The 20,274-nt window shown below is 67.8% G+C and carries 23 protein-coding genes; 7 read left to right on the top strand and 16 right to left on the bottom strand.

Annotation, left to right across the window (positions count from 1 at the left end):
• Positions 1-66: 66 nt before the first annotated feature.
• Both VNM24_03775 and VNM24_03780 read right to left on the bottom strand, forming a co-directional pair.
• Complete coding sequence (locus VNM24_03775) at positions 67-1,062, bottom strand: cytochrome d ubiquinol oxidase subunit II (protein HWQ37718.1); 996 nt, start codon at positions 1,060-1,062, stop codon at positions 67-69.
• 163 nt (positions 1,063-1,225) lie between these two features.
• On the bottom strand, positions 1,226-2,575 hold the full coding sequence (locus VNM24_03780; protein ID HWQ37719.1) for a cytochrome ubiquinol oxidase subunit I: 1,350 nt from the start codon (positions 2,573-2,575) through the stop codon (positions 1,226-1,228).
• 134 nt (positions 2,576-2,709) lie between these two features.
• Between VNM24_03780 and VNM24_03785 the strand changes: the two genes are divergently transcribed.
• From VNM24_03785 to VNM24_03800, 4 genes are all read left to right on the top strand, one after another.
• Entirely contained in the window at positions 2,710-3,015 is a 306-nt protein-coding gene (locus VNM24_03785) for a DUF1840 domain-containing protein (GenBank protein ID HWQ37720.1), read from the top strand.
• Between the two features lie 87 nt (positions 3,016-3,102).
• On the top strand, positions 3,103-3,636 hold the full coding sequence (locus VNM24_03790; protein HWQ37721.1) for an SRPBCC family protein: 534 nt from the start codon (positions 3,103-3,105) through the stop codon (positions 3,634-3,636).
• 52 nt (positions 3,637-3,688) lie between these two features.
• Complete coding sequence (locus VNM24_03795) at positions 3,689-4,459, top strand: SDR family oxidoreductase (GenBank protein ID HWQ37722.1); 771 nt, start codon at positions 3,689-3,691, stop codon at positions 4,457-4,459.
• A 54-nt stretch (positions 4,460-4,513) separates the two neighbouring features.
• Entirely contained in the window at positions 4,514-5,533 is a 1,020-nt protein-coding gene (locus VNM24_03800; protein ID HWQ37723.1) for a GTPase, read from the top strand.
• 83 nt (positions 5,534-5,616) lie between these two features.
• Here the strand turns inward: VNM24_03800 and infA are convergent, their stop codons facing one another.
• The 6 genes from infA to VNM24_03830 all read right to left on the bottom strand — a co-directional run bounded on the left by infA (position 5,617) and on the right by VNM24_03830 (position 10,676).
• Positions 5,617-5,880 carry a translation initiation factor IF-1 gene (gene infA / locus VNM24_03805; protein HWQ37724.1) on the bottom strand — a complete coding sequence of 88 codons (264 nt, stop codon included), beginning with the start codon at positions 5,878-5,880 and terminating at the stop codon, positions 5,617-5,619.
• Positions 5,881-6,008: 128 nt separating this feature from the next.
• Positions 6,009-6,182, bottom strand: a complete 174-nt coding sequence (locus tag VNM24_03810) for a hypothetical protein (GenBank protein HWQ37725.1) — start codon at positions 6,180-6,182, stop codon at positions 6,009-6,011.
• 116 nt (positions 6,183-6,298) lie between these two features.
• Positions 6,299-7,864 (bottom strand): AMP-binding protein, encoded by a 1,566-nt coding sequence (locus VNM24_03815; GenBank protein ID HWQ37726.1) that lies wholly within the window; start codon positions 7,862-7,864, stop codon positions 6,299-6,301.
• Positions 7,861-8,769, bottom strand: a complete 909-nt coding sequence (locus VNM24_03820) for a PfkB family carbohydrate kinase (GenBank protein ID HWQ37727.1) — start codon at positions 8,767-8,769, stop codon at positions 7,861-7,863. The genes VNM24_03815 and VNM24_03820 overlap by 4 nt, the downstream gene beginning before the upstream one ends.
• 60 nt (positions 8,770-8,829) lie before the next feature.
• Complete coding sequence (locus VNM24_03825; protein ID HWQ37728.1) at positions 8,830-9,618, bottom strand: class II aldolase/adducin family protein; 789 nt, start codon at positions 9,616-9,618, stop codon at positions 8,830-8,832.
• A 41-nt stretch (positions 9,619-9,659) separates the two neighbouring features.
• Positions 9,660-10,676 carry a ketopantoate reductase family protein gene (locus VNM24_03830; GenBank protein HWQ37729.1) on the bottom strand — a complete coding sequence of 339 codons (1,017 nt, stop codon included), beginning with the start codon at positions 10,674-10,676 and terminating at the stop codon, positions 9,660-9,662.
• A gap of 164 nt (positions 10,677-10,840) precedes the next feature.
• Between VNM24_03830 and VNM24_03835 the strand changes: the two genes are divergently transcribed.
• Positions 10,841-11,830: a hydroxyacid dehydrogenase gene (locus tag VNM24_03835; GenBank protein HWQ37730.1), complete on the top strand. Its 990-nt coding sequence runs from the start codon at positions 10,841-10,843 to the stop codon at positions 11,828-11,830.
• Between the two features lie 17 nt (positions 11,831-11,847).
• Here the strand turns inward: VNM24_03835 and VNM24_03840 are convergent, their stop codons facing one another.
• From VNM24_03840 to VNM24_03850, 3 genes are all read right to left on the bottom strand, one after another.
• Positions 11,848-13,278, bottom strand: coding sequence for a ferredoxin reductase family protein (locus VNM24_03840; protein HWQ37731.1), 1,431 nt, complete (start codon positions 13,276-13,278; stop codon positions 11,848-11,850).
• 83 nt (positions 13,279-13,361) lie between these two features.
• A complete protein-coding gene (locus tag VNM24_03845) occupies positions 13,362-13,886 on the bottom strand; it encodes a 2'-5' RNA ligase family protein (GenBank protein HWQ37732.1) in 525 nt (174 codons plus the stop codon).
• Between the two features lie 54 nt (positions 13,887-13,940).
• Complete coding sequence (locus tag VNM24_03850; GenBank protein ID HWQ37733.1) at positions 13,941-14,486, bottom strand: tetratricopeptide repeat protein; 546 nt, start codon at positions 14,484-14,486, stop codon at positions 13,941-13,943.
• Positions 14,487-14,636: 150 nt separating this feature from the next.
• Between VNM24_03850 and VNM24_03855 the strand changes: the two genes are divergently transcribed.
• Positions 14,637-15,470, top strand: coding sequence for a peptidoglycan DD-metalloendopeptidase family protein (locus tag VNM24_03855; GenBank protein ID HWQ37734.1), 834 nt, complete (start codon positions 14,637-14,639; stop codon positions 15,468-15,470).
• Positions 15,471-15,634: 164 nt separating this feature from the next.
• On the opposite strand, the gene VNM24_03860 is transcribed toward VNM24_03855, so the two are convergent.
• From VNM24_03860 to VNM24_03870, 3 genes are read right to left on the bottom strand one after another with little or no spacing between them, the layout of a single operon-like run.
• Entirely contained in the window at positions 15,635-16,735 is a 1,101-nt protein-coding gene (locus VNM24_03860) for a matrixin family metalloprotease (protein ID HWQ37735.1), read from the bottom strand.
• 49 nt (positions 16,736-16,784) lie between these two features.
• Positions 16,785-17,192, bottom strand: a complete 408-nt coding sequence (locus VNM24_03865; GenBank protein ID HWQ37736.1) for a hypothetical protein — start codon at positions 17,190-17,192, stop codon at positions 16,785-16,787.
• Entirely contained in the window at positions 17,189-17,911 is a 723-nt protein-coding gene (locus tag VNM24_03870) for a glutathione S-transferase (protein HWQ37737.1), read from the bottom strand. The genes VNM24_03865 and VNM24_03870 overlap by 4 nt, the downstream gene beginning before the upstream one ends.
• 411 nt (positions 17,912-18,322) lie before the next feature.
• On the opposite strand from VNM24_03870, the gene VNM24_03875 reads away from it, so the two are divergent.
• Complete coding sequence (locus VNM24_03875; GenBank protein ID HWQ37738.1) at positions 18,323-18,748, top strand: DUF4410 domain-containing protein; 426 nt, start codon at positions 18,323-18,325, stop codon at positions 18,746-18,748.
• 92 nt (positions 18,749-18,840) lie between these two features.
• On the opposite strand, the gene VNM24_03880 is transcribed toward VNM24_03875, so the two are convergent.
• A complete protein-coding gene (locus VNM24_03880; protein HWQ37739.1) occupies positions 18,841-19,152 on the bottom strand; it encodes an antibiotic biosynthesis monooxygenase in 312 nt (103 codons plus the stop codon).
• Between the two features lie 120 nt (positions 19,153-19,272).
• Positions 19,273-20,196 carry a LysR family transcriptional regulator gene (locus VNM24_03885; protein ID HWQ37740.1) on the bottom strand — a complete coding sequence of 308 codons (924 nt, stop codon included), beginning with the start codon at positions 20,194-20,196 and terminating at the stop codon, positions 19,273-19,275.
• Positions 20,197-20,274: the final 78 nt, after the last annotated feature.

Here is a 20,274-nt window from a genome sequence, read left to right on the forward strand (position 1 = left end):
CGTCAAGGGAGAAGAGAACTCTGTGCGTACCGCATCGTAGTCATGCGGTTCACGGAATCGCGACACTCACGCGCCATACGTCAGGTTCCTCGCCTTGCCCCAGAACACGCGATAGGAAAACACCGTGTAGAAAACGATCACCGGCAGCACGATGACGGTGCCGACAAGAACGAACTTCAGCGAAGAGGGTGCCGCTGCCGCCTGCCAGATCGTCATGCGATCGACCACCAGGTACGGGTACAGGCTGTACGCCAGACCGGCGAACGCGAACACGAAGATCCACACCGCCAGCACGAACGGCAGCCATTCGCGTTTCGATGCGGCGCGCTGCAGCCGGCCGTTCCAGATCCAGATGCCGGCGATCGCGGCCGCGCTCAGGATCGGCAGTGGGGCGAGCCACAGGATGCGCGGCCACGCGAACCACTTGTGCATGATCCCGGTGTTCGCAAACGGCGTGGCCAGGCTGATCGCCGCCACGCCCGCGGCGGTGAGCAGCACCGCGGCCCTGCCCCAGGCCAGCGACTTCGCCTGCAGGTCCCCCTCGGTCTTGATCGTGAGCCAGGTGGCGCCGAGCAGCGCATAGCCCCCGGCCAGTCCGACGCCGACCAGCAGCCCGAACGCGGTAGCCAGCGCGCCCTGCTTGAATCCGGTCACCACACCGGCCAGCATCACGCCCTGCGCCAGCGCCGCGCCCAGCGAGCCGAGGAAGAACAGCCGATTCCAGGCTTCCTGATGCCAGCCCGAGGCCTTGACGCGAAACTCGAAAGCCACGCCGCGCAGGATCAGCCCGATCAGCATCACCGCGACCGGCAGATAGAGCGAGGACAGGATGATTCCGTGCGCGTGCGGGAAGGCGACCAGCAGGATGCCCACGCCAAGGACGAGCCAGGTCTCGTTGGCGTCCCAGAACGGACCGATCGAGGCCACCATGAGGTCCTGCTCCTCGCGGCTGGCGAGCGGAAGCAGGATCCCCACGCCGAGATCGAAGCCGTCCAGGATCACGTAGGCCAGGATCGCCAGGCCCATGAGCACCATGAAGACAAACGGCAGATCGAGCTGCATGGCTAGCGGTCGGTCGAAAGACGCTCAGGTCGCTGCAAGGGGAAAGTCCGGAAACGAATCACAAGCACGAGGCTGCACAGGGCGTTCCGGGCGAGCGTGTTTTTCTTCGTGTTCCTTTTTGCCTCGATGTCTTCATGGTGCGCCATATTGCCTCCCCTTGTCGTCAAGCGACACGCGGCTCGGCGGGTTGGGCCGCTGCGCGATATGCCTCCCCGGTCGCGTCCTTGATCGCGAGTTGCGTCAGAACCACCATGTACGAGACGAGCAGCAGCGCGTATACGATCGCATAGCCGATCAGCGTGAGCGCGATGTCGCCGGCCGGCACCGAGGAAGCGGTCTCGGCGGTCGTGATCACGCCGTAGACCAGATAGGGCTGGCGGCCGATCTCGGTGGTGTACCAGCCCGCGAGGGTGGCGACCCAGCCGGAGAACGTCATCGCCGCGAAGCCGCGCAGCAGCCAGCGCGGCGGTTCGCGCTTGCGCAGCAGAACCACGCTGCCGAACCAGGCGAACGCCAGCATCAGGACGCCCACGCCCACCATCAGACGGAAGCTCCAGAACACCGCCGCCACCGGCGGATGCGCGCCGGGGAATTCGTTCAATCCCTTCAGCTCGCCGTCCGCATCGTGGGTGAGGATCCAGCTCGCGCCCTTGGGAATCGCGATGGCGTAGTCGTTGCGCCGCTCCCGTTCGTTGGGCAGCGCGAAGAGCAGCAGCGGCACTCCGCGGCCGGTTTCCCAGATGCCCTCGATGGCGGCGATCTTGGCCGGCTGGTGTTCGAGCGTGTTCAGGCCGTGCAGATCGCCGACCAGGATCTGCACCGGCGCGAGCACCGCCGCCACCGCCACACCGGTGCGCAACATCCTGCGCGCCGGCTCGAAGGCGCGGTTGCGCAGCAACTGCAATGCGGAAATGCCGGCGATCAGAAACGCCGCGGTGAGGCCCGAGGCGATCATCATGTGCGCGAGCCGATAGGGAAAGCTCGGGTTGAAAATGATCGCCCACCAGTCGGTGGCATGAAGCTGGCCTTCGATCGCTTCGAAGCCCCGGGGAGTCTGCATCCAGGAATTGAGCGCGAGGATCCAGAAGGCGGAGGCCGTGGTGCCGGCCGCGACCAGGAAGGCCGACAGCGTGTGCAGCCAGCCGGGCACACGCTCGCGCCCGAAGAGCATGACACCGAGAAATGTCGCCTCCAGGAAGAACGCGGTCAGCACTTCGTAGCCCAGCAGCGGACCCGCGATGTTCCCGGCCTTCTGCATGAACCCGGGCCAGTTGGTCCCGAACTGGAAGCTCATGGTGATGCCGGACACCACGCCGAGCGCGAAAGACAGCGCGAAGATCTTCACCCATAGCCGGTAAGCCTGGGCGAGCCAGCCTGGCCCCCTGCGCCCGATGCGGATGCGCAGGTAGAGCAGCACCCAGGCGAGCGCGATGGTGATGCTCGGGAACAGAATGTGGAACGAAATGTTGAGCCCGAACTGGGCCCGCGCGAGCAGAAGCGGATCGTCAAACATCGTGGGCGCCTCGACGGTGCAAGTCTACCGCGAGGCTGTCCTTCCGATCACCCGAGGGCCAGGACTTCGGTCTCACTTTCTTCGCCGCGCGTTTGTCGCTACGATTCCCTCGTTACCGCTTGCCACAACCATCCATGCTGGTACGTTTCGAAAGCGACGTGGGCAACCTGACGATGTTTGGAGATGTCGCCGTCAAGCTGCTGAAAATGATGGGCCACAGCGGGAGCGTTCCCGGCGCGATCCTGCCGAAGGATATTCCGGCCGCGCTCGCACGGCTCGAGCAGGCGCTCGAAAGCGAACCGGAATCGGCGGCCGTGACCAGACAGGGGCGGAAGGAAGAAGACAAGGAACCGCCGGTCTCGCTGAAACGACGTGCCTTTCCCTTGATGGAGCTGCTCGCACGCGCCGCCAAGGAAGAGTGCGAGGTCATGTGGCGCTAGGCTGTGAACAGCGATGAAACCATGACCGGGTTGCGGTGCCCCGGGGCGAATCACGCCGATACAAAGTCAAGACCAGGGAGGAAGCCAATGTGGAAGTTTCTCGCAGCAGTGCTGCTGGTGCCGGCGCTCGCGTTGCCGCAGTCCGTATGGGCCGAGGCGCGAGAGCTTTCGGTCAGCCAGTCGATCGTGATCGACGCGCCGGCCGAGCGGGTCTGGGAGGTCGCCGGCGATTTCGTGGGCGTCAATCGCTGGCTCACGGTGATCCCTTCGAGCAGGCTGATCCTCGGCCGCAATCGTGAGGTCGGTTGCGTCCGCGAGCTCACGCGCGCCAACGGCACCAAGGTGCAGGAAAAACTGATCGAGTACGATCCCTGGACGATGACCTTTACCTACACCTATGTCGGCGGACAACCGCTGGTGAGCGACTATTTCGCCACCATGAGCCTGACCGCTCTCGACGACGGCAAGACCCGGGTGGACTGGAAAGCGCGCTTCCGGAGACTGGACTACTGGACCGAACAGCCGCCGCCCGGACAGGAGGACGACACGCTCGTCGCGCTCTTCAACCGCATCTATTCCGGTGGGCTGGAGAGCCTGAAAAAGGTGGTGGAAGGCCAGTGAGGAGCAGGGCGGCAGGTGGGACGATCGAGGCGGCGGACCCGATGAGGCGAGCGTGGCGCGGGGCGCATTCGATCTGAGCGGCAAGGTCGCGGTGGTGACCGGATCGAGCCGGGGTATCGGGCGCTCGATCGCCGAGCATCTCGCCGCCGCCGGCGCGAAAGTGGTGATCTCCAGCCGCAAGGCGCCCGCCTGCGAAGAGGTCGTGCAAGCCATCCGCAAATGCGGCGGCGAAGCAGTCGCGATTCCTGCCAACATCGGCGACAAGTCCCAGCTCGAGCAACTGGTCGAGCAGACCCGGCGGCACTACGGCAGGATCGACGTGCTGGTGTGCAACGCCGCTTCCAATCCCTACTACGGTCCGATGGCCGGCCTGCCCGACGATGCGTTCACCAAGATCCTGCACAACAACGTCGTGGCCAACCACTGGCTGGCCAATCTGGTGCTCCCCGAAATGGCGCAACGCCGCGACGGCGTGGTCATCATCGTCTCGTCGATCGGCGGACTGAAGGGCACGGGCACGCTGGGCGCTTACGCCATCTCCAAAGCAGCCGACATGCAGCTCGCGCGCAACCTCGCGGTCGAATGGGGCCGGCACAACATCCGCGTCAACTGCATCGCGCCTGGCCTCGTCAGAACGGACTTCGCCCGCGCGCTGTGGGAGAACCCGGAGGTACTGCGGCGCTACGAGTCCCGAACGCCCCTGGGCCGCATCGGGGAACCCGACGACATCGGCGGCATCGCCGTGTTCCTCGCTTCGCGCGCCGGTGCTTTCGTGACCGGGCAGAGCATCGTGGCCGATGGCGGCGTGACCATCGCCGGCTGAGCCGGCGGCGCATCTGACGTCGGCCTTCGCGCCGGCGAGTATCATCGTCAGGCCATGCCCGCCAACCTCACGCCCGAATACAAGGCGGCGGAGGCCGCTTTTCGCAAGGCGCGCGACCCCCGCGAGCGCCTGGATTGTCTGCGCGAGATGCTGCGCACCGTGCCCAAGCACAAAGGCACCGAGCACCTGCAGGCCGACATCAAGCGCTCGATCAGGGAGCTGTCGGAAGAACTCGAGGGGCCGAAGAAGGGCGCCGCCCACGGCGGCCCCGCGCTGGTCGTCCGGCCGGAGGGCGCAGCCCAGATCGCTCTGATCGGACCGCCCAACGCCGGCAAGTCGGCGCTGCACGCCACGCTCACCGGCTCCGGCGTCCACGTCGCCGATTACCCCTTCACCACGCAGTTTCCCGCACCGGGAATGATGTCGTTCGAGGACATTCACTTCCAGCTCGTGGATCTTCCCGCCGTGTCGCGCGAACACCCGGTGCCGTGGCTGCACGGGGCGCTGCAGACCGCGGATGCCTGCATGCTGGTGATCGATCTGAACGATCCCGACTGCGTCGACGAAGTGCAGGCCGTGCACGCGATCCTGCGCGAGAAGCGCGTGACGCTCAGCGCGCGCTGGCCGGGAGATAGCGACTGCGCCGCGCCGGCGCAAGAGGAAGATCCGTTCGCGCTGCGCCTTCCCGCGCTGCTCCTGGCAAACAAGGCCGACCTCGTCGCCAACATCGACGAAGAGCTTCAGACGTTGCGCGAGCTCACCGGGTTGCGCTACCCCGCGTTGTCGGTGTCGGCAAGAACCGGCCACGGGCTTGCGCAGATCGGCCCGTGGCTGTTCCGCGCGCTGGCCATCGTGCGGGTCTACACCAAGGCGCCGGGCAAGCCGCCGGAGAAGCGTCACCCCTTCACCCTGCGCCGCGGCCAGAACGTGGAGGACGTCGCGCGCCTGGTACACAAGGATCTCGCGCGCAGTCTGCGCTACGCGCGCGTGTGGGGCAGGTCCGGTTTCGACGGCCACCCGGTCGGGCGCGAGCACCTCGTGGAGGACGGGGACGTCATCGAGCTGCACGCGTGACGAGCCGCTGCGCGCCGCGCGACGACGACCCGCAGTCCGAAGGCACCCCGCGGCGTTTCCGTGAGCGGGCGGTCGCGCGCCGGCTATCTCTTCCTGAACTGCGGCCGGAAGCTCGCGACCGGGCGCTCGTCCTTGTGGCGGAAGTTGATGCGGCCCCGGGTCAGGTCATAGGGCGAGATTTCCAGCGTGACCTTGTCGCCCGCCAGAATGCGGATGCGATGCTTGCGGATCTTTCCGGAGGCGTACGCGGTGACATTGGCGCCGTTGTCCAGCGTCACGCGGAACGTCGTGTTGGGCAGCACTTCGTTCACAACGCCTTCCATTTCGATGAATTCTTCCTTCGCCATAGCGTAATCTCCGTAAGTTGCGGCCGGGCGGGCCGGCCGATGAAGGCTTGTGAATGCGGCCGTGGCTAGCTCATGACCCGCTGCTGCGCGTTTTGCCGGTCGCCCTCGGCGCACGAAGCGCACGCCGGCTACCGGGAGCTTCCCTGGGGCTTGCGGTCGGGCGCGTTCGCGCTTCCGATGCCGTCCGGGCGCGCGTCTTCTTTGGCTTCCTGACCGGGATTCTTCACCGCGGGCGTCTGTCGCTGCAGGCGCCGGCGCAGGATCATCGCGGTCGCTTCCTGCGGAGAAAGCTTCTTGGCCATGTTCGTCTCCACCAGTGAAAAACAAAACCCCCGACCGTCAAGCGGAAGGGGGTTCAGGGGCATTCTACACACCCGGACCCTTCCGGCAAAGTCCGCCCGCGGGACCGGGCGCGGGCTCAGCCGGTCTCCGAGGCGCGCGCGCCGTGCGCGGCCTCCTGCGCAAGGCGCGCCCGCAGATCGGTCTTCAGCACTTTTCCATAGTTGTTCTTGGGCAGCTCCGGCACGAAGCGGTAGGCGCGCGGGCGCTTGAAGCGCGCGATCCGATCGAGACAGAGCGCGTCCAGCTCCCGCTCGCTCACCGTGGCGCCATCGCGCACCACGACGAAGGCCACGACTTCCTCGCCCCACTCGGGGTGCGGGCGGCCCACCACCGATGCTTCGGCCACGGCCGGGTGGCGAAGCAGCACTTCCTCGACCTCGCGCGGGTAGACGTTGGCGCCGCCGCTGATGATGAGATCTTTCGAGCGGTCGCGCAGCGTCAGGAATCCGTCTTCGTCCAGCGAGCCCACATCGCCGGTGTGCAGCCAGCCGTTGCGCAGCGTCTCGGCGGTCGCTTCCGGATCGCGCCAGTAGCCCTTCATCACCGCGTCGCCGCGCACCAGCACCTCCCCGACGGCGCCCGCGGGCAGCGGGCGGTCCTGCGCGTCGCCCACCATTACCTGCATCGCCGTTTGGGCCACGCCCACGGAGGCCAGCCGCTGTTCGTGGCGTGCATGGCCGTGGTCGTTGATGTGAAAGCGCGACAGCGCGGTAATGGTCATCGGGGACTCGCCCTGACCGTAGATCTGCACGAAGCGCGGGCCGATGGTCTCCAGCGCACGCTTGATGTCCTGCAGATACATCGGGCCGCCGCCGTAGACCACGGTCTTCAAGCCCTCGAGCGCCGGCGCATGCTGACGCGCGTATTCCACCAGCCGGTGAACCATGGTCGGCGCGGCGAACAGCGTCAGGCCGGGCCAGCGCCGGCACAGCGCGAAGATCTCGCCCGGATCGAAGTGCCCGCTTTCCGGCACCACCTGGTTGGCTCCTGCCAGCACGTGCGGAAAGTTGTACATGCCGGAGCCGTGCGACATCGGCGCGGCGTGCAGCAGGCAGTCGCCCGGCGCGATGGCGTCCACGTCGGCGAAGTAGCACAAGGTCATGCACAGCACGTTGCGGTGCGTGATCATCACGCCTTTCGGACGCCCGGTGGTTCCGCTGGTGTAGAAGAGCCACGCCACATCGTCCGGCGCCGAAGGGTGAAGATCGATGCGTGCGTCGGTCCGCAGCAGCGCGGCGTGCTCCGCCGATCCGGCCTCGATCACCCGTTGCGGGCCGGCGCCGCTTTCGAGGGCCGTGGACACCGCCGCAGTCAGATCGGGCGTGACGAAGCACACCCGCGCGCCGCAATGTTCGAGGATGTATCGGAACTCGCGCGCATGCAGCTTCGCGTTCATCGGCACCGCCACCAGGCCGGCGTGCCATGCCGCGTACAGGATCTCGATGTACTCGGGCGAATTGCGCATCGCCAGCGCGACCCGGTCTCCCGGCGCAAGCCGCAACGCGCCGCGCATCGCGCCGGCGAGCGCCGCGACGCGCGTCATCAACCGGCGATAGTCGGCCCAGGCGCGGCTGCCCCGGGAAACGGCCGGGCGCTCGGGAAAGAGGCGGGCGGCGCGCGCCAGGAAGTTCGCGACGTTCACGCCAGTTCGGTGCGCGCGAGAAATTCCATGACTTCGGCGCGGGTGGGTGCCCCTGCGCGCCCGCCGGGCCGGGTGCACTTGATCGCGGCCGCGACCGAGGCGAAGCGGATCGCTTCGCCTACCGTGTCGCCCTCGGCGATCGCGAGCGTGTAGGCGCCATGGAAAACGTCGCCGGCGCCCAGCGTGTCCACCACCGGCACCTCGACCGCCGGGCAGGCGCGCAGCGCGCGCGGCGCGTCGTGCTCGAGCCAGAGCGCCCCGCCCTTGCCGCGAGTCACGCAAGCCACGCGCGCGCCGTGCTTCAGGGCGCGGCGCAACCCGCCTTCGTAGTCGGCGCCGCCGAACTGCGCCAGCCCGCGCTCGGAAAACACCACGTGATCGGCCAGGCGCGTGAGCGCGTCCAGCACGTCCTGGGGCGCGACCTCGCCGTCGAGAATGGAGGGCACGCCCGCCTTGCGCGCCGCGCCGAGCGCGGCGGCTGCGCCTTGCGGCCAGCGTACGTCGACCATCACAGCGTCGGCGCTCGCGACGGCGCCGAGCGGCAGCCAGTCGGCCGGCGCCGCCAGCGCGCTCCCGCGGTAACCGACCACCAGCCGCTCTCCACGGCGGTCGATCAGCACCGCCGAATGCGACGTGGTCTTTCCCTCGAAGCCGCGCAGATTCTCGACGTCGACGCCTTCGGCGTGCAGTTGCGCGCGAACGGCTGCCGCGACCGCGTCCTCGCCGGTCGGACCCCAGAGCAGCGCCGTGCCGCCGAGCCGGGCGATCGTCACGGCCGCGTTCGCCATCATTCCACCGCCGCACTCCTCGTAGCGGGTGGCGGCGATCTTGCCGCTGTCGGCCGGCCACGAATCCACGGTGAAGATGCGATCCAGCGCCGCATGGCCGACGCAGATGACCTTCATCGTTCCGGCATCCCTGAAGCGCACGTCAGGTGAGACGAACGATCCGGACCTTGCGCCCGCTCAGCGCGCGTAGACGATTCCCTTGCGCTCCAGCGTGCGCTTGAGCGCGACCCAGCTCTTGTCGATCTCGGCCCCGCCCGGCCCCTTGAACTGCTCGAAGCCTCTCTTCGCCACCGCTTCCGGGATCGGCTTGGGCTCGGCGCCGCCGGCCAGCGCATCGACCTGGATCTGGCAGGCGGTGTCCAGGTAGTACATCAGCTCGAAGGCTTCGGCCACCGTGGTGCCGAGCGTGAGCAGCCCGTGATTGCGCAGGATCATCGCCCTGGAGGTCTTTCCCAGGTCGCGCGCCAGGCGGTTGCGCTCGTCCAGCTCCAGCGCGATGCCTTCGTAGTCGTGGTAGGTGAGCATTGCATAGGTGCGCAGCGCATGCTGGCTGAGCGGCAGCAGCCCCTGCTTCTGTGCCGAGACCGCGACGCCGGCCCGCGTGTGGGTGTGCAGCACGCAGTTGATCTCGGGGCGCGCCTGGTGCACGCATCCGTGGATGACAAAGCCGGCGTGGTTGATGCCCAGCCCGGTGATGTCCTCGATCACGTTGCCCGCATAGTCGATCTTCACCAGGCTGGAGGCGGTGATCTCGTCGAACATGAGTCCGTACGGGTTGATCAGGATGTATTCGCTTCCCGGCACGCGTGCAGTGAAATGGGTAAAGATCAGGTCGGTCCAGCGAAACTGCGCGGCGAGCTGGTAGGCAGCGGCCAGATCGCAGCGCACCTCCCATTCGTCCTTGCTCACCCGTTCGCGCAGCGTCGGCGCAGCGATGGATTTCAGCTTGCCTGCCTTGACGGTCATCGTCGGCTCCTTTCGTGATGGTTCTTCGCGCGGCCCCGCACTCAGCCCGCGCGGCGCGCCGCGGAGGCGGCGGCCGGCGCGGCGCCTTCGCGTTGCGCTTGCGCTTCCAGCTTCGCGTAGTCGCGCGGCGGCTCGTGCAGCAGTTGCCGGCGGCTCTTCTCCAGACCCTTGACGATGGCCACCAGCGCCTCGTTGTACGGCAGCGCCATTCCCAGCGCGCCGGCTTCGCGCAGGAGCGCGCCGTTTAGCGCGTCGATCTCGGTGCGCCGTCCCTGCTCGACGTGCTGCAACATCGACGGCTTGTTGTAGCGTACGCGGCAATGCTCCTTGATCTTCTTGCGCGGGTCGGGGTCGTTGAGCCGGATGCCTTTGCGCGCCACCACGGCCAGCACTTCGTCGATGATGCGCTCCTGCAGTGCGGCAACCTCGGGCGTGCGGTAGATTTCTCCGCCGCGCAGTCCGGTGACCGCGGCCAGCGCGTTGATGCAGCAGTTGTGCACGAACTTGGTCCAGATGTGGGTCATCGGATCAGGCACGATCTCGGCCGGAATTCCGGCTTCGTCGAGCATGCGCGCGACTTCGCGCACGCGCTCGGTGGTGCGGCCGTCCAGCTCGCCGAGTGAAGTCATGCCGCTGTTGGTGTACACCACCCGCCCGGGCTCGGGATTGGCGGCGCTGTTCATGGACACGCCGGCGATGACCCGTGGCCGGCCCAGTTCCCCGATCAGGGCTTCGACGTTGCCGATGCCGTTCTGCAGGGTGAGCGCACAGCCCTCGGGCCCGAGCACCCGAGCTGCGGTGCGCGCGGCATCGCGCGTGGCGTTGGCGTCGGTGAAGATGATCGCCAGCTCGCAGGCCGCGAGCCCTTCGGGGCCGGTACAGGCCGGGATTTGCACCACATGCCGGCCGCGCACGCCCTCGACGATCAGGCCTTCGCGCCGGATGCGCTCGATGTGATCCACCCGCGGATCGATCAGCGTGACATCGTGGCCTGCGCGCTTGAGCAGCCCCCCGTAGACGCCGCCCATCGCGCCCGCTCCGATCATGTGGATGCGCATCGTTCCTCCCTGCTTGGCGTTGTGGAGCCGCGCCCTTTGCGGGCAATTGTAATTCCGTGCGCGACCGGGCGTGGACGGCTCGTCCGGCCCCGGGCCTGCCGGCTGCCCGCGTTCCCACTACAATCGCCGCCATCCACACGACCGGGAGCGCTCCCCGAGTTCCAATGTCCCACGCCAGCAGGAAACTGTTGTTGCCCGCCACGATGGCGCGCGCCGGCTGGGAGGTCATCCAGGCCCGCCCGGACGTCGAAGCGATCCCGTTCCCTCAGGAGATCGCGCCGCGCGACTTTCACGCCCTGCTCGCCGATGCCGACGCGGTCGCGCTGAGCCTCACCCCGTTTGGGGAAGCCGAGGCGGCGGCTGCGCCGAAGCTGCGGGTCGTGGCCCGCCACGGCGTGGGCTACGACCTGGTCGACGTCGCCGCGCTCACGCGCCGGCGCATTCCGCTGATGGTGACCGGAACCGCCAATTCCCCCTCGGTGGCCGAGCAGGCATTGTGTTTCATGCTCGCACTGGCCAAACGCGATGCGGCGTTCGACACGATGGTGAAAGAAGGGCGCTGGAGCGAGCGCCTGAATCCGCCGCTGCCGTCGGACTTGTTCGGCAAGACGGTGCTGATCGTCGGCTTCGGCCGCATCGGCACCCGCGTCGCGCGCATGTGCCGCGCCTTCGAGATGCAGGTCGCGGTCTACGATCCCTACGTCGGCGCCGCGACCATCGAGGCCGCCGGATACCGGGCCGAACAGGACCTCGACGCGGCGCTGCCTGGCGCCGATTTCGTCACCATCCATTGCCCGAAGACGCCGCAGACCGTCGGGATGTTCGATGAGCGGCGGCTTGCCCGCATGAAGCCCAGCGCCTGCCTGATCAACACCGCGCGCGGGGGAATCATCGACGAAGCGGCACTGCACCGCGCGCTCGTGAGCGGCGTGATCCGCGGCGCCGGACTGGATGTGTTCGAACGCGAGCCGCCGGCGCCGGACAATCCGCTCCTGAAGCTGCCCAATCTCGTCGCCGCGCCGCACATGGCCGGGGTGACGACGGAGTCGATGGATCGCATGGCGATCTCGGTCGCCCGCAACATCCTGAGCGTGCTCGACGGCAAGCCCGATCTCGACAATGTCGTCAATCGCGAGGTGTTCGGGCACCGCTGAGCGGGCGGCCGCCCGGTTCAGCGCAGCGCGAACAACCCGGCGCCGACGACGAGAATGGCCGAGATCGCGAGCCACAGCGACACCGTGCGGCGGCTGCGCGGCGTGCGGCTGCCGAAGTCGTACTGGAATTTTTCCGAAACGATGCGCTGCGGCGCCACACCCCTGGCGTCCAGCGCGCGTTCCACGCTGTCGATCATCGGCGTGGGACCGCACACGTAATAGATCCAGCTCTGGCCGTCGTCCGGCGGCAGGCACTGCGCGAGCGTGTCTGCGTCGAGCTGACCGCGCAGGCCGCTCCAGGTCTCCGGCGGCTCGGACAGGACCGGGTGACAGGTGAACGCCGGCAGCGCGCGCGTCCCCGCGAGCCGCTCCACGTCCACCATCTGTTCGCGGATGCGATTGCCATAGACGAGGACGACCGGCCGCGGGTCGCGCGTGACGACCAGTTGGCGCAACAGCGAGAGCATCGGTGCGATGCCGATGCCGCCGGCGATCATCACGATCCCGCGACCGTCCGGGTCTTCGAGCGTGAAGGTTCCATGCGGGCCGTCGAGGTAGGCGGCGGTGCCCGGTGCCACCGTGCCGATGCGGCCCGTGAAATCGCCGACCTCCTTGATCAGGAAGCGCACCAGGCCGTCGGCGGCCGCCGGCGCGGAGCTGAACGAGAACGGGTTCTCGTACAGCGGCCGCGGACTGCCCAGCTTCAGCCAGGCGAACTGTCCCGCACGGTAGGCGATCGGCGCGCCGGCGGGCTCGAGCGCGATCTCCCAGGTCCTGGCCGCGACCGGTACCACTGCCTTCACGCGGTAGGCGCGCCGGCGTTGCATCAACGGGCGCCACGCGTACACCAGCACGAGCGAGGCGACCGCCAGCGCGACCGCCGCCCACCAGAACGCGGACAATCCCGTCATCCGGCTGTAGCGGCCGGCGTCCAGCACATGGTGCAACCCGGTCGCCGCAATGAGGAGCGCTCCCAGCCCGTGTGTGAGCCGCCAAGTTTCGTAACGCCACGAGGGCGTGTTCCGGCACAGCGCGGCGAGCACCAGCATCGCCAGCGCTCCCCAGGCGATCAATCCGCTCACGGTGGCGGCGGGCGTCAGGCCCAGCGTGAGCGCGAGCGTCCCGTCCCACGGCAGCGGCGGCGCGAGCGGCAGGGTGTAGAGCGCGGGATGCAGCAGGAGCAGCACGACCGCGGTACGCGCCAGGAGCTGATGCAACTGCATGGCCAGGTCGATGCCGAAGGTGGTGGAGAAGACGCGAAACCGTCCGGACAGCACGAACTCCAGCAGGACGATGGCGAATCCCGCCATTGCGATGCCGCTGGACAGCTCGTCCGGGAAAGGCCGCGGCGGCAGCCCGGAGAGCCCTGCGATGACCATCGGCGAGATCGCGAGGCCGACGTAGGCCACCATCAGGGCGACGATCGCCAGGCGAAATTTCGAAGTCATGCGTGCAGCCGACATGCAGGAGGAACAGGGAAGGCCGTCCGACCGGACGCACTGTAAGGGCCAAACCCCGCGCTTCGCAAGCGCTAGGGCGCGGCCGCGCCCAGCGCGCGCTCGCTCAAGGTCCGCCATTCCTCGACGGGTCGCTGCGCGGAGGCCTCGACCAGTTGGACGCTGTCCGCGGTGAGCACGAGGTCGAGCCTGCCGCCCAGTTCGGCGGCGATCTGCTTCTTCAGTTCATCGCCGATGTCGCCATAGAGCAGGCTGACATGCGGCTCGAAGGGCCCGGAGGGGTGCGCGGCGAAGATCTCACACGCGAGGCGTTGCGCCGCGGTGAGCGCCGTGCTCGGTTCGGCGCTCACGAACAGACAGCGGTAGCGTTCCTCGCGCCAGTCGATCCGGCCAAGTTTCACCGCGAAGGGGCTCAGCCTTGCCGCCAGGCTGCGCAGTTTCTCCGCGCCGCCTTCCGGCGTGGTCTCGATCCCGGACAGAAGCGTCAGGTGCAGCGGGAAAATCGGGCCGCCGCCGCGCCGCTGCGCCCGCCGGCGCGCGCGCTCCAGGGTCTCCAGCGCGGGGCCGGTCACCGGCAGCCAGACTGCGGCGCGAACCATTGCGTGGGAATGCGTCACGGCATCGGCACCGAACGAAGGCGGCGCCCCGACGGCCTACTCCGTTCTGGGCACGCGCGTCCTGGTTTTGGGCTTGCGCTGGGCTGAGCCGAAGAAGAACTGGTCCAGCCACGCCTGGGCACGCCCCCGCGCTTCCTCCAGTTGTGGCGCGCTCATCCGCCGGGCGAGGCGCTCGCGCTCGAAAGCCGCTTCGCGGTCGTAGTTGACGGTCGAGGCGAGCAGGAGCCATTTGTAGGCCTCGATGTCGTCTTTCGCGACGCCGCTGCCGTCCCGGTACGCCAGACCGAGATTGAACATGGCGTACGCGTAGCCGTTTTGCGCCGAGATTCGGAACCAGGTGACCGCGGTCGCTGCGTCCTTCTCCACGCCGAGTCCGTCGCGATACAGAACGCCGAGTCCGTTCTGCGCGCGCGGGTGGCCGCGCTCGGCCGCCTGGCGCCAGGCGGCCGCGGCTGCGGCATAGTCGCGCGACTCGTAGGCCTGCCAGCCGCGATCGAACTCGGCGTCGGCCTCGTGCGCGAACGCAGGCCCCGCCCCGAGCGCAAGGACCAGGCACACGGCCGGCACGCTCCGCCGTTTCATGTCCGCAGGATAACGCCGATTCCCGTGCTTGTTCAGTCTGGAACCTCTCTGAATGATCGATCGCGCGATGCGTTGCGGCCCCAATGGTATGGCCGCCAGGCGCGAGGTGCCGTCAATATGCGCCGTCGATTTGCAGTTATCATCTTTTTCATGGACCGCCGCCGTTTTCTTCGCGCGTTTGCCGCCGTGGCGGCCACCCGGCCGCTGGCCTCCCGCGCGCAGCGGCCCGCGCTTCCGCGTGAGGAACCGGTGCCGGGTGGAATCGCAATCGTCGCGCTCGGACCGGGGGAATTGCGCCCGCTCGCGTGGTTCGAAGGCGATCGCGTGCTGGTGGCGGGCGGGCCCCCCGAGTGGCTCGCGGTTGTCGGCATCCCGCTCGGCGCGAAGCCGGGCAGCGCGCCGCCGCTCGTGGTCGAGCGCACCGTCGGCGCGCCGGAATCGATCGCCTTCGCGATCGGGCCCAAGCAGTACGCCACGCAGCGCCTGACGGTGAAACCCGGGCAGGTGGATCTGTCGCCCGAGGACCTCGCGCGCTTCGAGCGCGAACGCGACCACCTGCAGAAGGTGCGCAGGACCTTCAGCGAGTGGGCGCCCGACTCGCTGCTGCTGATCCAGCCGTGCGAAGGGCCGCGCTCCGATTCCTTCGGCAAGCGCCGCTTCTTCAACAATCAGGCGCGCAATCCGCACAACGGGATGGACATCGCCGCACCGCTGGGCACGCCCGTGGTGGCGGCCGGCGCCGGCGAGGTGCTCGACGTCGGCGACTACTTCTTTTCCGGGCAGACCGTGATCATCGATCACGGCCAGGGTTTCCTGACGCTGTACGCGCACCTGAGCGCGATCGATACCGCAGTCGGCCAGCGCGTCGCGGCGGGGGCACCGATCGGCAAAGTGGGCGCCACCGGGCGCGTGACCGGGTCGCATCTGCACTTCAGCGTGTTTCTCAATACCAAGCCCGTCGATCCCGCGCTGTTCCTGCCCTGACCGGGGCGCCGGGCGCCCCGTGGCATCGGGGCGCGATCGTCAGCGTTGCCGAAGGACGAAGGGCGTCCGCTTCAGGCGCTCACCGGCACGCACGGACGCGGAGCGAAAGACCCGCGACGTTCCGGACAAGGGCGCATCCGCAGGAGAAACCGGCCACGGCCGCTTCACCGGACTCGGCAGTCCCTTCTCGACCTGCTGTCCAGGGCGGCCTGCGGCGGGTTGGGACAGATCGCGGGATCCACTTCGAAACCCGGCGCGGGGCCGTAAACGCACGCCGCGCCGTTGCGGTCCATGTGCGTCAGGACGAGCGACCAGTCACCGCCGCCGTTGCACTGCGGATAGTGCATCACCGAGAAACGATCGTACTCGGTCAACGGCCGCCAGTCGTTGTCTTCGAAGCAGGCACCGGCCTCGGGCCGGGTGTGCTCGTGGCGCCAGCCCAGCACGTGCCCCAGTTCGTGGCGCAGGATGCCCACGAGCTGCAAGGCGCCGCCGGGATCGAGCTGGAACGCGGACTCGTCGATCAGCACGTTGCGCTCGGGGCGCGGTTCGTTCGGAAAAAACGCCCGTGCCAGATACTGCCCGTTCACGTTGACCGGGCGGATGTCGAACACGACTTCGGGATTGGCCGCGGTGCAATCATCGTCTTCCCCGGCCACATGGATGAAGTCCACGTCCGCGGCCTCTTCCCACGCGCCGGCCGCGGCGTGCATGTCCGCCACCACCCGTTCATGGCGCTCGCCGAAGTCCCTGCTCACGCAGTAGGTCAGCCCCTTGCGCAGGGTCGCATCCCAGATCGCGTCGCGGCCGCCGGCCCGATGCACGACCAGCGCGCCCGCCCGTGCCTCGATTCCCGGCTGCCGGATGTGCTTCTCGAAGAATTCGCGGAGCTGCTCGCGGCCGGAGATGGCGATGTCGCCGCTCACGATGTACTTCCCGCCCTCGAACGGCTCCTTGAAGGTGAAGCGCTCGAACTCTTCGAAGGCCCGTTCGGCCCAGCGCCGGCATTCTTCCCGGGCGTTGTCCTCCAGCCGCGCCATCGCCTGGGCGATGGTTTCGGGCGTCGCGGCCACGCGCTGCGTCGCGGGGCGGATGCGCGTGCCGAACGCCCCGGCGGCCGTCCGCGGCTTCTCGCATGCGGGCAGCGGCGCAGACCGTTCGGTTGCGCTTTCCCGATTCGCACCGGCAAAGGCGGGGGCCGTCGCAAAGATCAGCGCGCCGGCCAGGGCCGGAAGAGCTCGAAGCGCGGCGAAGGCGTGCCTCATGTTTCCTCTCCCATGCCGGGTTGACTTTGCTTCCGAGCGGGTCCGTAGCTCACTTCTTCGAGCAGGCCTCTTCGACGACATTGAAGAGTTCCACGTCCTTGCCGATCTGGCGTACCTCGCGCTGGAGCCTGCGCGATGCCGCGGGGTTTCTCGCTTCGACGCACAGGCGCGTCTCGCCTTCCAGGCCGATGCGCGTTTCTTTCAGCGCGACCACTTCACCGCGCTGCCTGGCGCCTTCGAGGAGCGCCTGCGCCTTCTTGAACGCATCGCGGGTGGGCGCGGGCACGCCCTTGCCCCGCGACAGCGCATAGAGCGCGAACTCCTGCCTGGATGCGGCCGCCGCCGGCTTGCCGCTCGCGTGGGCGCCGCTGCTCCACGCTGCCCCCGTCAGCGCGAGGCTGCTCAGATACAGGATCAGGATGCAAGAGCGCATGTGCCGCTTGGACTCGCAGCTCATCGGTCCAGTTCGGGATAGTGCCTGAAGATGCCATACTGGTTGAACGGAATTCTGCGCTCGGAAGCCAGATAGCGGGCGACGTTGGGGCGCGCCGCCACCTTGTCGTGCAGCGCGACGAGTCCCCGGATGCGGTGCTCGAAGCGCGCCATCGTCTTCGGAAACGCGTAGCGCAGGCCCTCGATCAGCTGGAACACCGACAGATCGACGTAGGTCAGATTGCGGCCCACCAGGAATCCGCGGCCGCCATTGCGCTCGAGCACGCTCTGGAAATAGCCCAGGTACTTCGGCAGCCGCTCGCGCGTGAAATATCCGGCACGGCGCCGCGCTTCTTTCTTCTGCTGGCGGTAGTACAGGCTGCTGGCGATCGGGTGATGCGTATCGTGAATTTCATCCACGAAGTCCGCCACGGTGAGCTGCAACTGATGCGTCCACAAGCGTCCTGGTTCCGCTTTCGGCGCCAGCCCGAGCCGCGGGCCGAGGAAGTGCAGGATGTTGGCGGTCTGGCCGATCACCAGGTTGCCGGCCTTGAGAAAGGGCGGCGCGAAGGGCGGCCGCTCGACGTTGCGCCCGTCGAGAAACCGTTCCAGGGCCTCCACGCCCTTGCCGCGTCCGGAAAGGCGCGCGACGTCCGTATAGTCGGCGCCGGCATGCTCCAGAGCGAGGCGCACGAATTCGCCGCGGCCCTGGATCGACGGCCAGTAATACAGCTCATAGCGCATGGCAAGGTCCTCGGAAAACGCGAATCGCGCTCGCGAGCCTGCGGTCGCGGTGCAGGCCACATTATGCAGCGAACAGCGCGCCAAGCTCCGGCGACCGGGTCACCAATCCTCTGCCGAGGGTTACGGATGACTTACGCGGCACCGCATGCGGAAGTCATGTCCGCCTTGACATCGCAGCCACGGGCTCCTATACAGAAGTAAAGCGGCTTGCCGGCGCATGGGTCCTCGCATCGCCAGTGGAAACGGCGGGTACAAGCCTGCCGCTGGAGCCTTCTGGGAGGAAGAATGGAGATGTCCACGAAGTTCTTGACCGTTGTCGTTTGCGCCGGTCTTTCTCTTCTTGCCGGATGCTCCTCTCACCGGTATGTCGTGAACGATCCGGTGGCCCGCCCAATGGGTAGTTTCGCTGCCGTGGAGGTCGGATCGTTCGGCACCAACGTCAACAGCGATGCCGCCAGAAATCTCGCGGCGACGCTTCCGCAGAGAATCGCGACCACTTTGCGCGAAGCGAAGCACAGCAAAACCAACAAGCCGCTGTTCGAGAAGGTCGCTCTGGCTCAGGAGGCCCAGGCGGGCGGGGGCAACGTGCTGTTTCTGACCGGGACCATCGTCAGCCTCGAAGAGGGCAGCCGAGCCAAGCGTTATTTCATCGGATTCGGGTCCGGCAAAGCGTTCACGACGGTCGAGTGCACGTTCACCGACAAGTCCTCGGGCGCCAAGGTCGCTCGAGCGACCTTCGACGGTGAGCTGTCGATGGGTCTGTTCGGCGGTTCCGCCGACGAAGCGACGCAAGGCGTGCTCAACTCGATCGTCAAGTACATCAACGACAACTACTAGCTTCAACTTCTGCGACGGTTGCATCTTTTACCGGCCGGGCGCTCGAACTTCCGGCCGGATTTCTTTATCCGAAGGTGTCGCCGGGACCCGTCTCACTCGGCGGGAGTCAATACATGAATCGCGCGGCTGGCGACGAGGTCTTTCACCCGCGCCGCGTAAGCCGCCATGTGCGGGGCCGCGGCGTGTGCCCGCAGCGCGTCGGCATCGGTCCACTTCTCGATGATGAAGACGGTGTCCGGACCCGCCTTGGTCTGGAACGGACCAATGGCTTCGGCGTCCACCGCCGGACCGTACTCGATGCAACCTTTCTCCGCCCGCACCGCGGGCAGGTTGGCGCGGATCGCTTCGAGGACAGCCTCCCGTTTGCCGGGTTTGGCGGTGACGATGGCAACGACGTGGATCATGTTGGCTCCCTGTGGTGCGCGCGGCGCAAGCCGCGGACGGCAAGTATCCACCAAACACGCGGAGCCGGAGAGCAAGACGTTCCTTCGGCCTTGAAGGGCTGCGCGAAGCCGGGCATTGCGCTAGCGGCGCTCTGCGCGCCGGGACGCGGCGGCGGGCAAGGTTGCGAAGAGCTGCGCGAGGTGCTCGACGAACAGCCGCACCTTCGCGGAGAGATGGCGCCGGCTCGGATACACGGCCCACACCTCGCCCGGGCTGCTCTCGCAGTCGGGCAGCACGCGCTTGAGCAATCCGGATTCCAGTGCTGGCCTCACCATGAAGTCCGGCTCGAAGATCACGCCGAGTCCGGCGATCGCCGCCGCGATGTTGAGGTCGCCGCTGTTCGAGTGCAGCGGACCGGCGACGCGCACCTCGTGGTGATTGCCCCTGCGATCGGTCAGGCGCCAGACGTTCGGGTGCGGCGAGTACGCGTAGGTGAGAATGCGATGGCGGGCGAGGTCCGCGGGCACGCGCGGCGTGCCGTGCGTCTTGAGATACGCGGGCGCCGCGCAGGCGAGCAGGCGTATCGTTCCCAGGCGGCGCGCGACCAGCTGCTCGCTGCCCACCCGCCCGATGCGGATCGCGAGGTCGAACCCTTCCTCCACCAGGTCCACGATCCGGTCCGAGACCGATACCTCGAAACGCACTTCGGGATAGCGCGCGACGAAGCTCGCGATCGCCGCCCCGACGCGCAGCACGGCCATCGCATGAGAGCAGGTGAGCTTGAGCATGCCGCGCGGGGCCGCCGCCGATGAACTGACCAGCGCCTCGGCTTCCTCCAGATCCGCGATGAGCTGCACCGCGCGCTCGTAGAAGGCCTGGCCGCCCTCCGTCAGCGAGAGCTTGCGCGTCGTGCGATTGAGCAGCCGTGCGCCCAGGTGCTGCTCCAGCTCCGCGATCTGGCGCGACAGGGTCGAGGTGGGCGTGGACAAGCGCCCCGCAGCGCGCACGAAGCTGCCGGACTCCACCACGGCCACGAAGGCGCTCATCGCGGCGAACCGGTCCATGGGCAGAGATTATCCCGTTTTGCGGGATAAATCATCCCGCGATGCCCTGTTTATCCTGCGTTTCGCAATCCTTATAGT

The organism is Burkholderiales bacterium (genome assembly GCA_035560005.1).
Lineage (GTDB): Bacteria > Pseudomonadota > Gammaproteobacteria > Burkholderiales > Eutrophovitaceae > DASRFY01.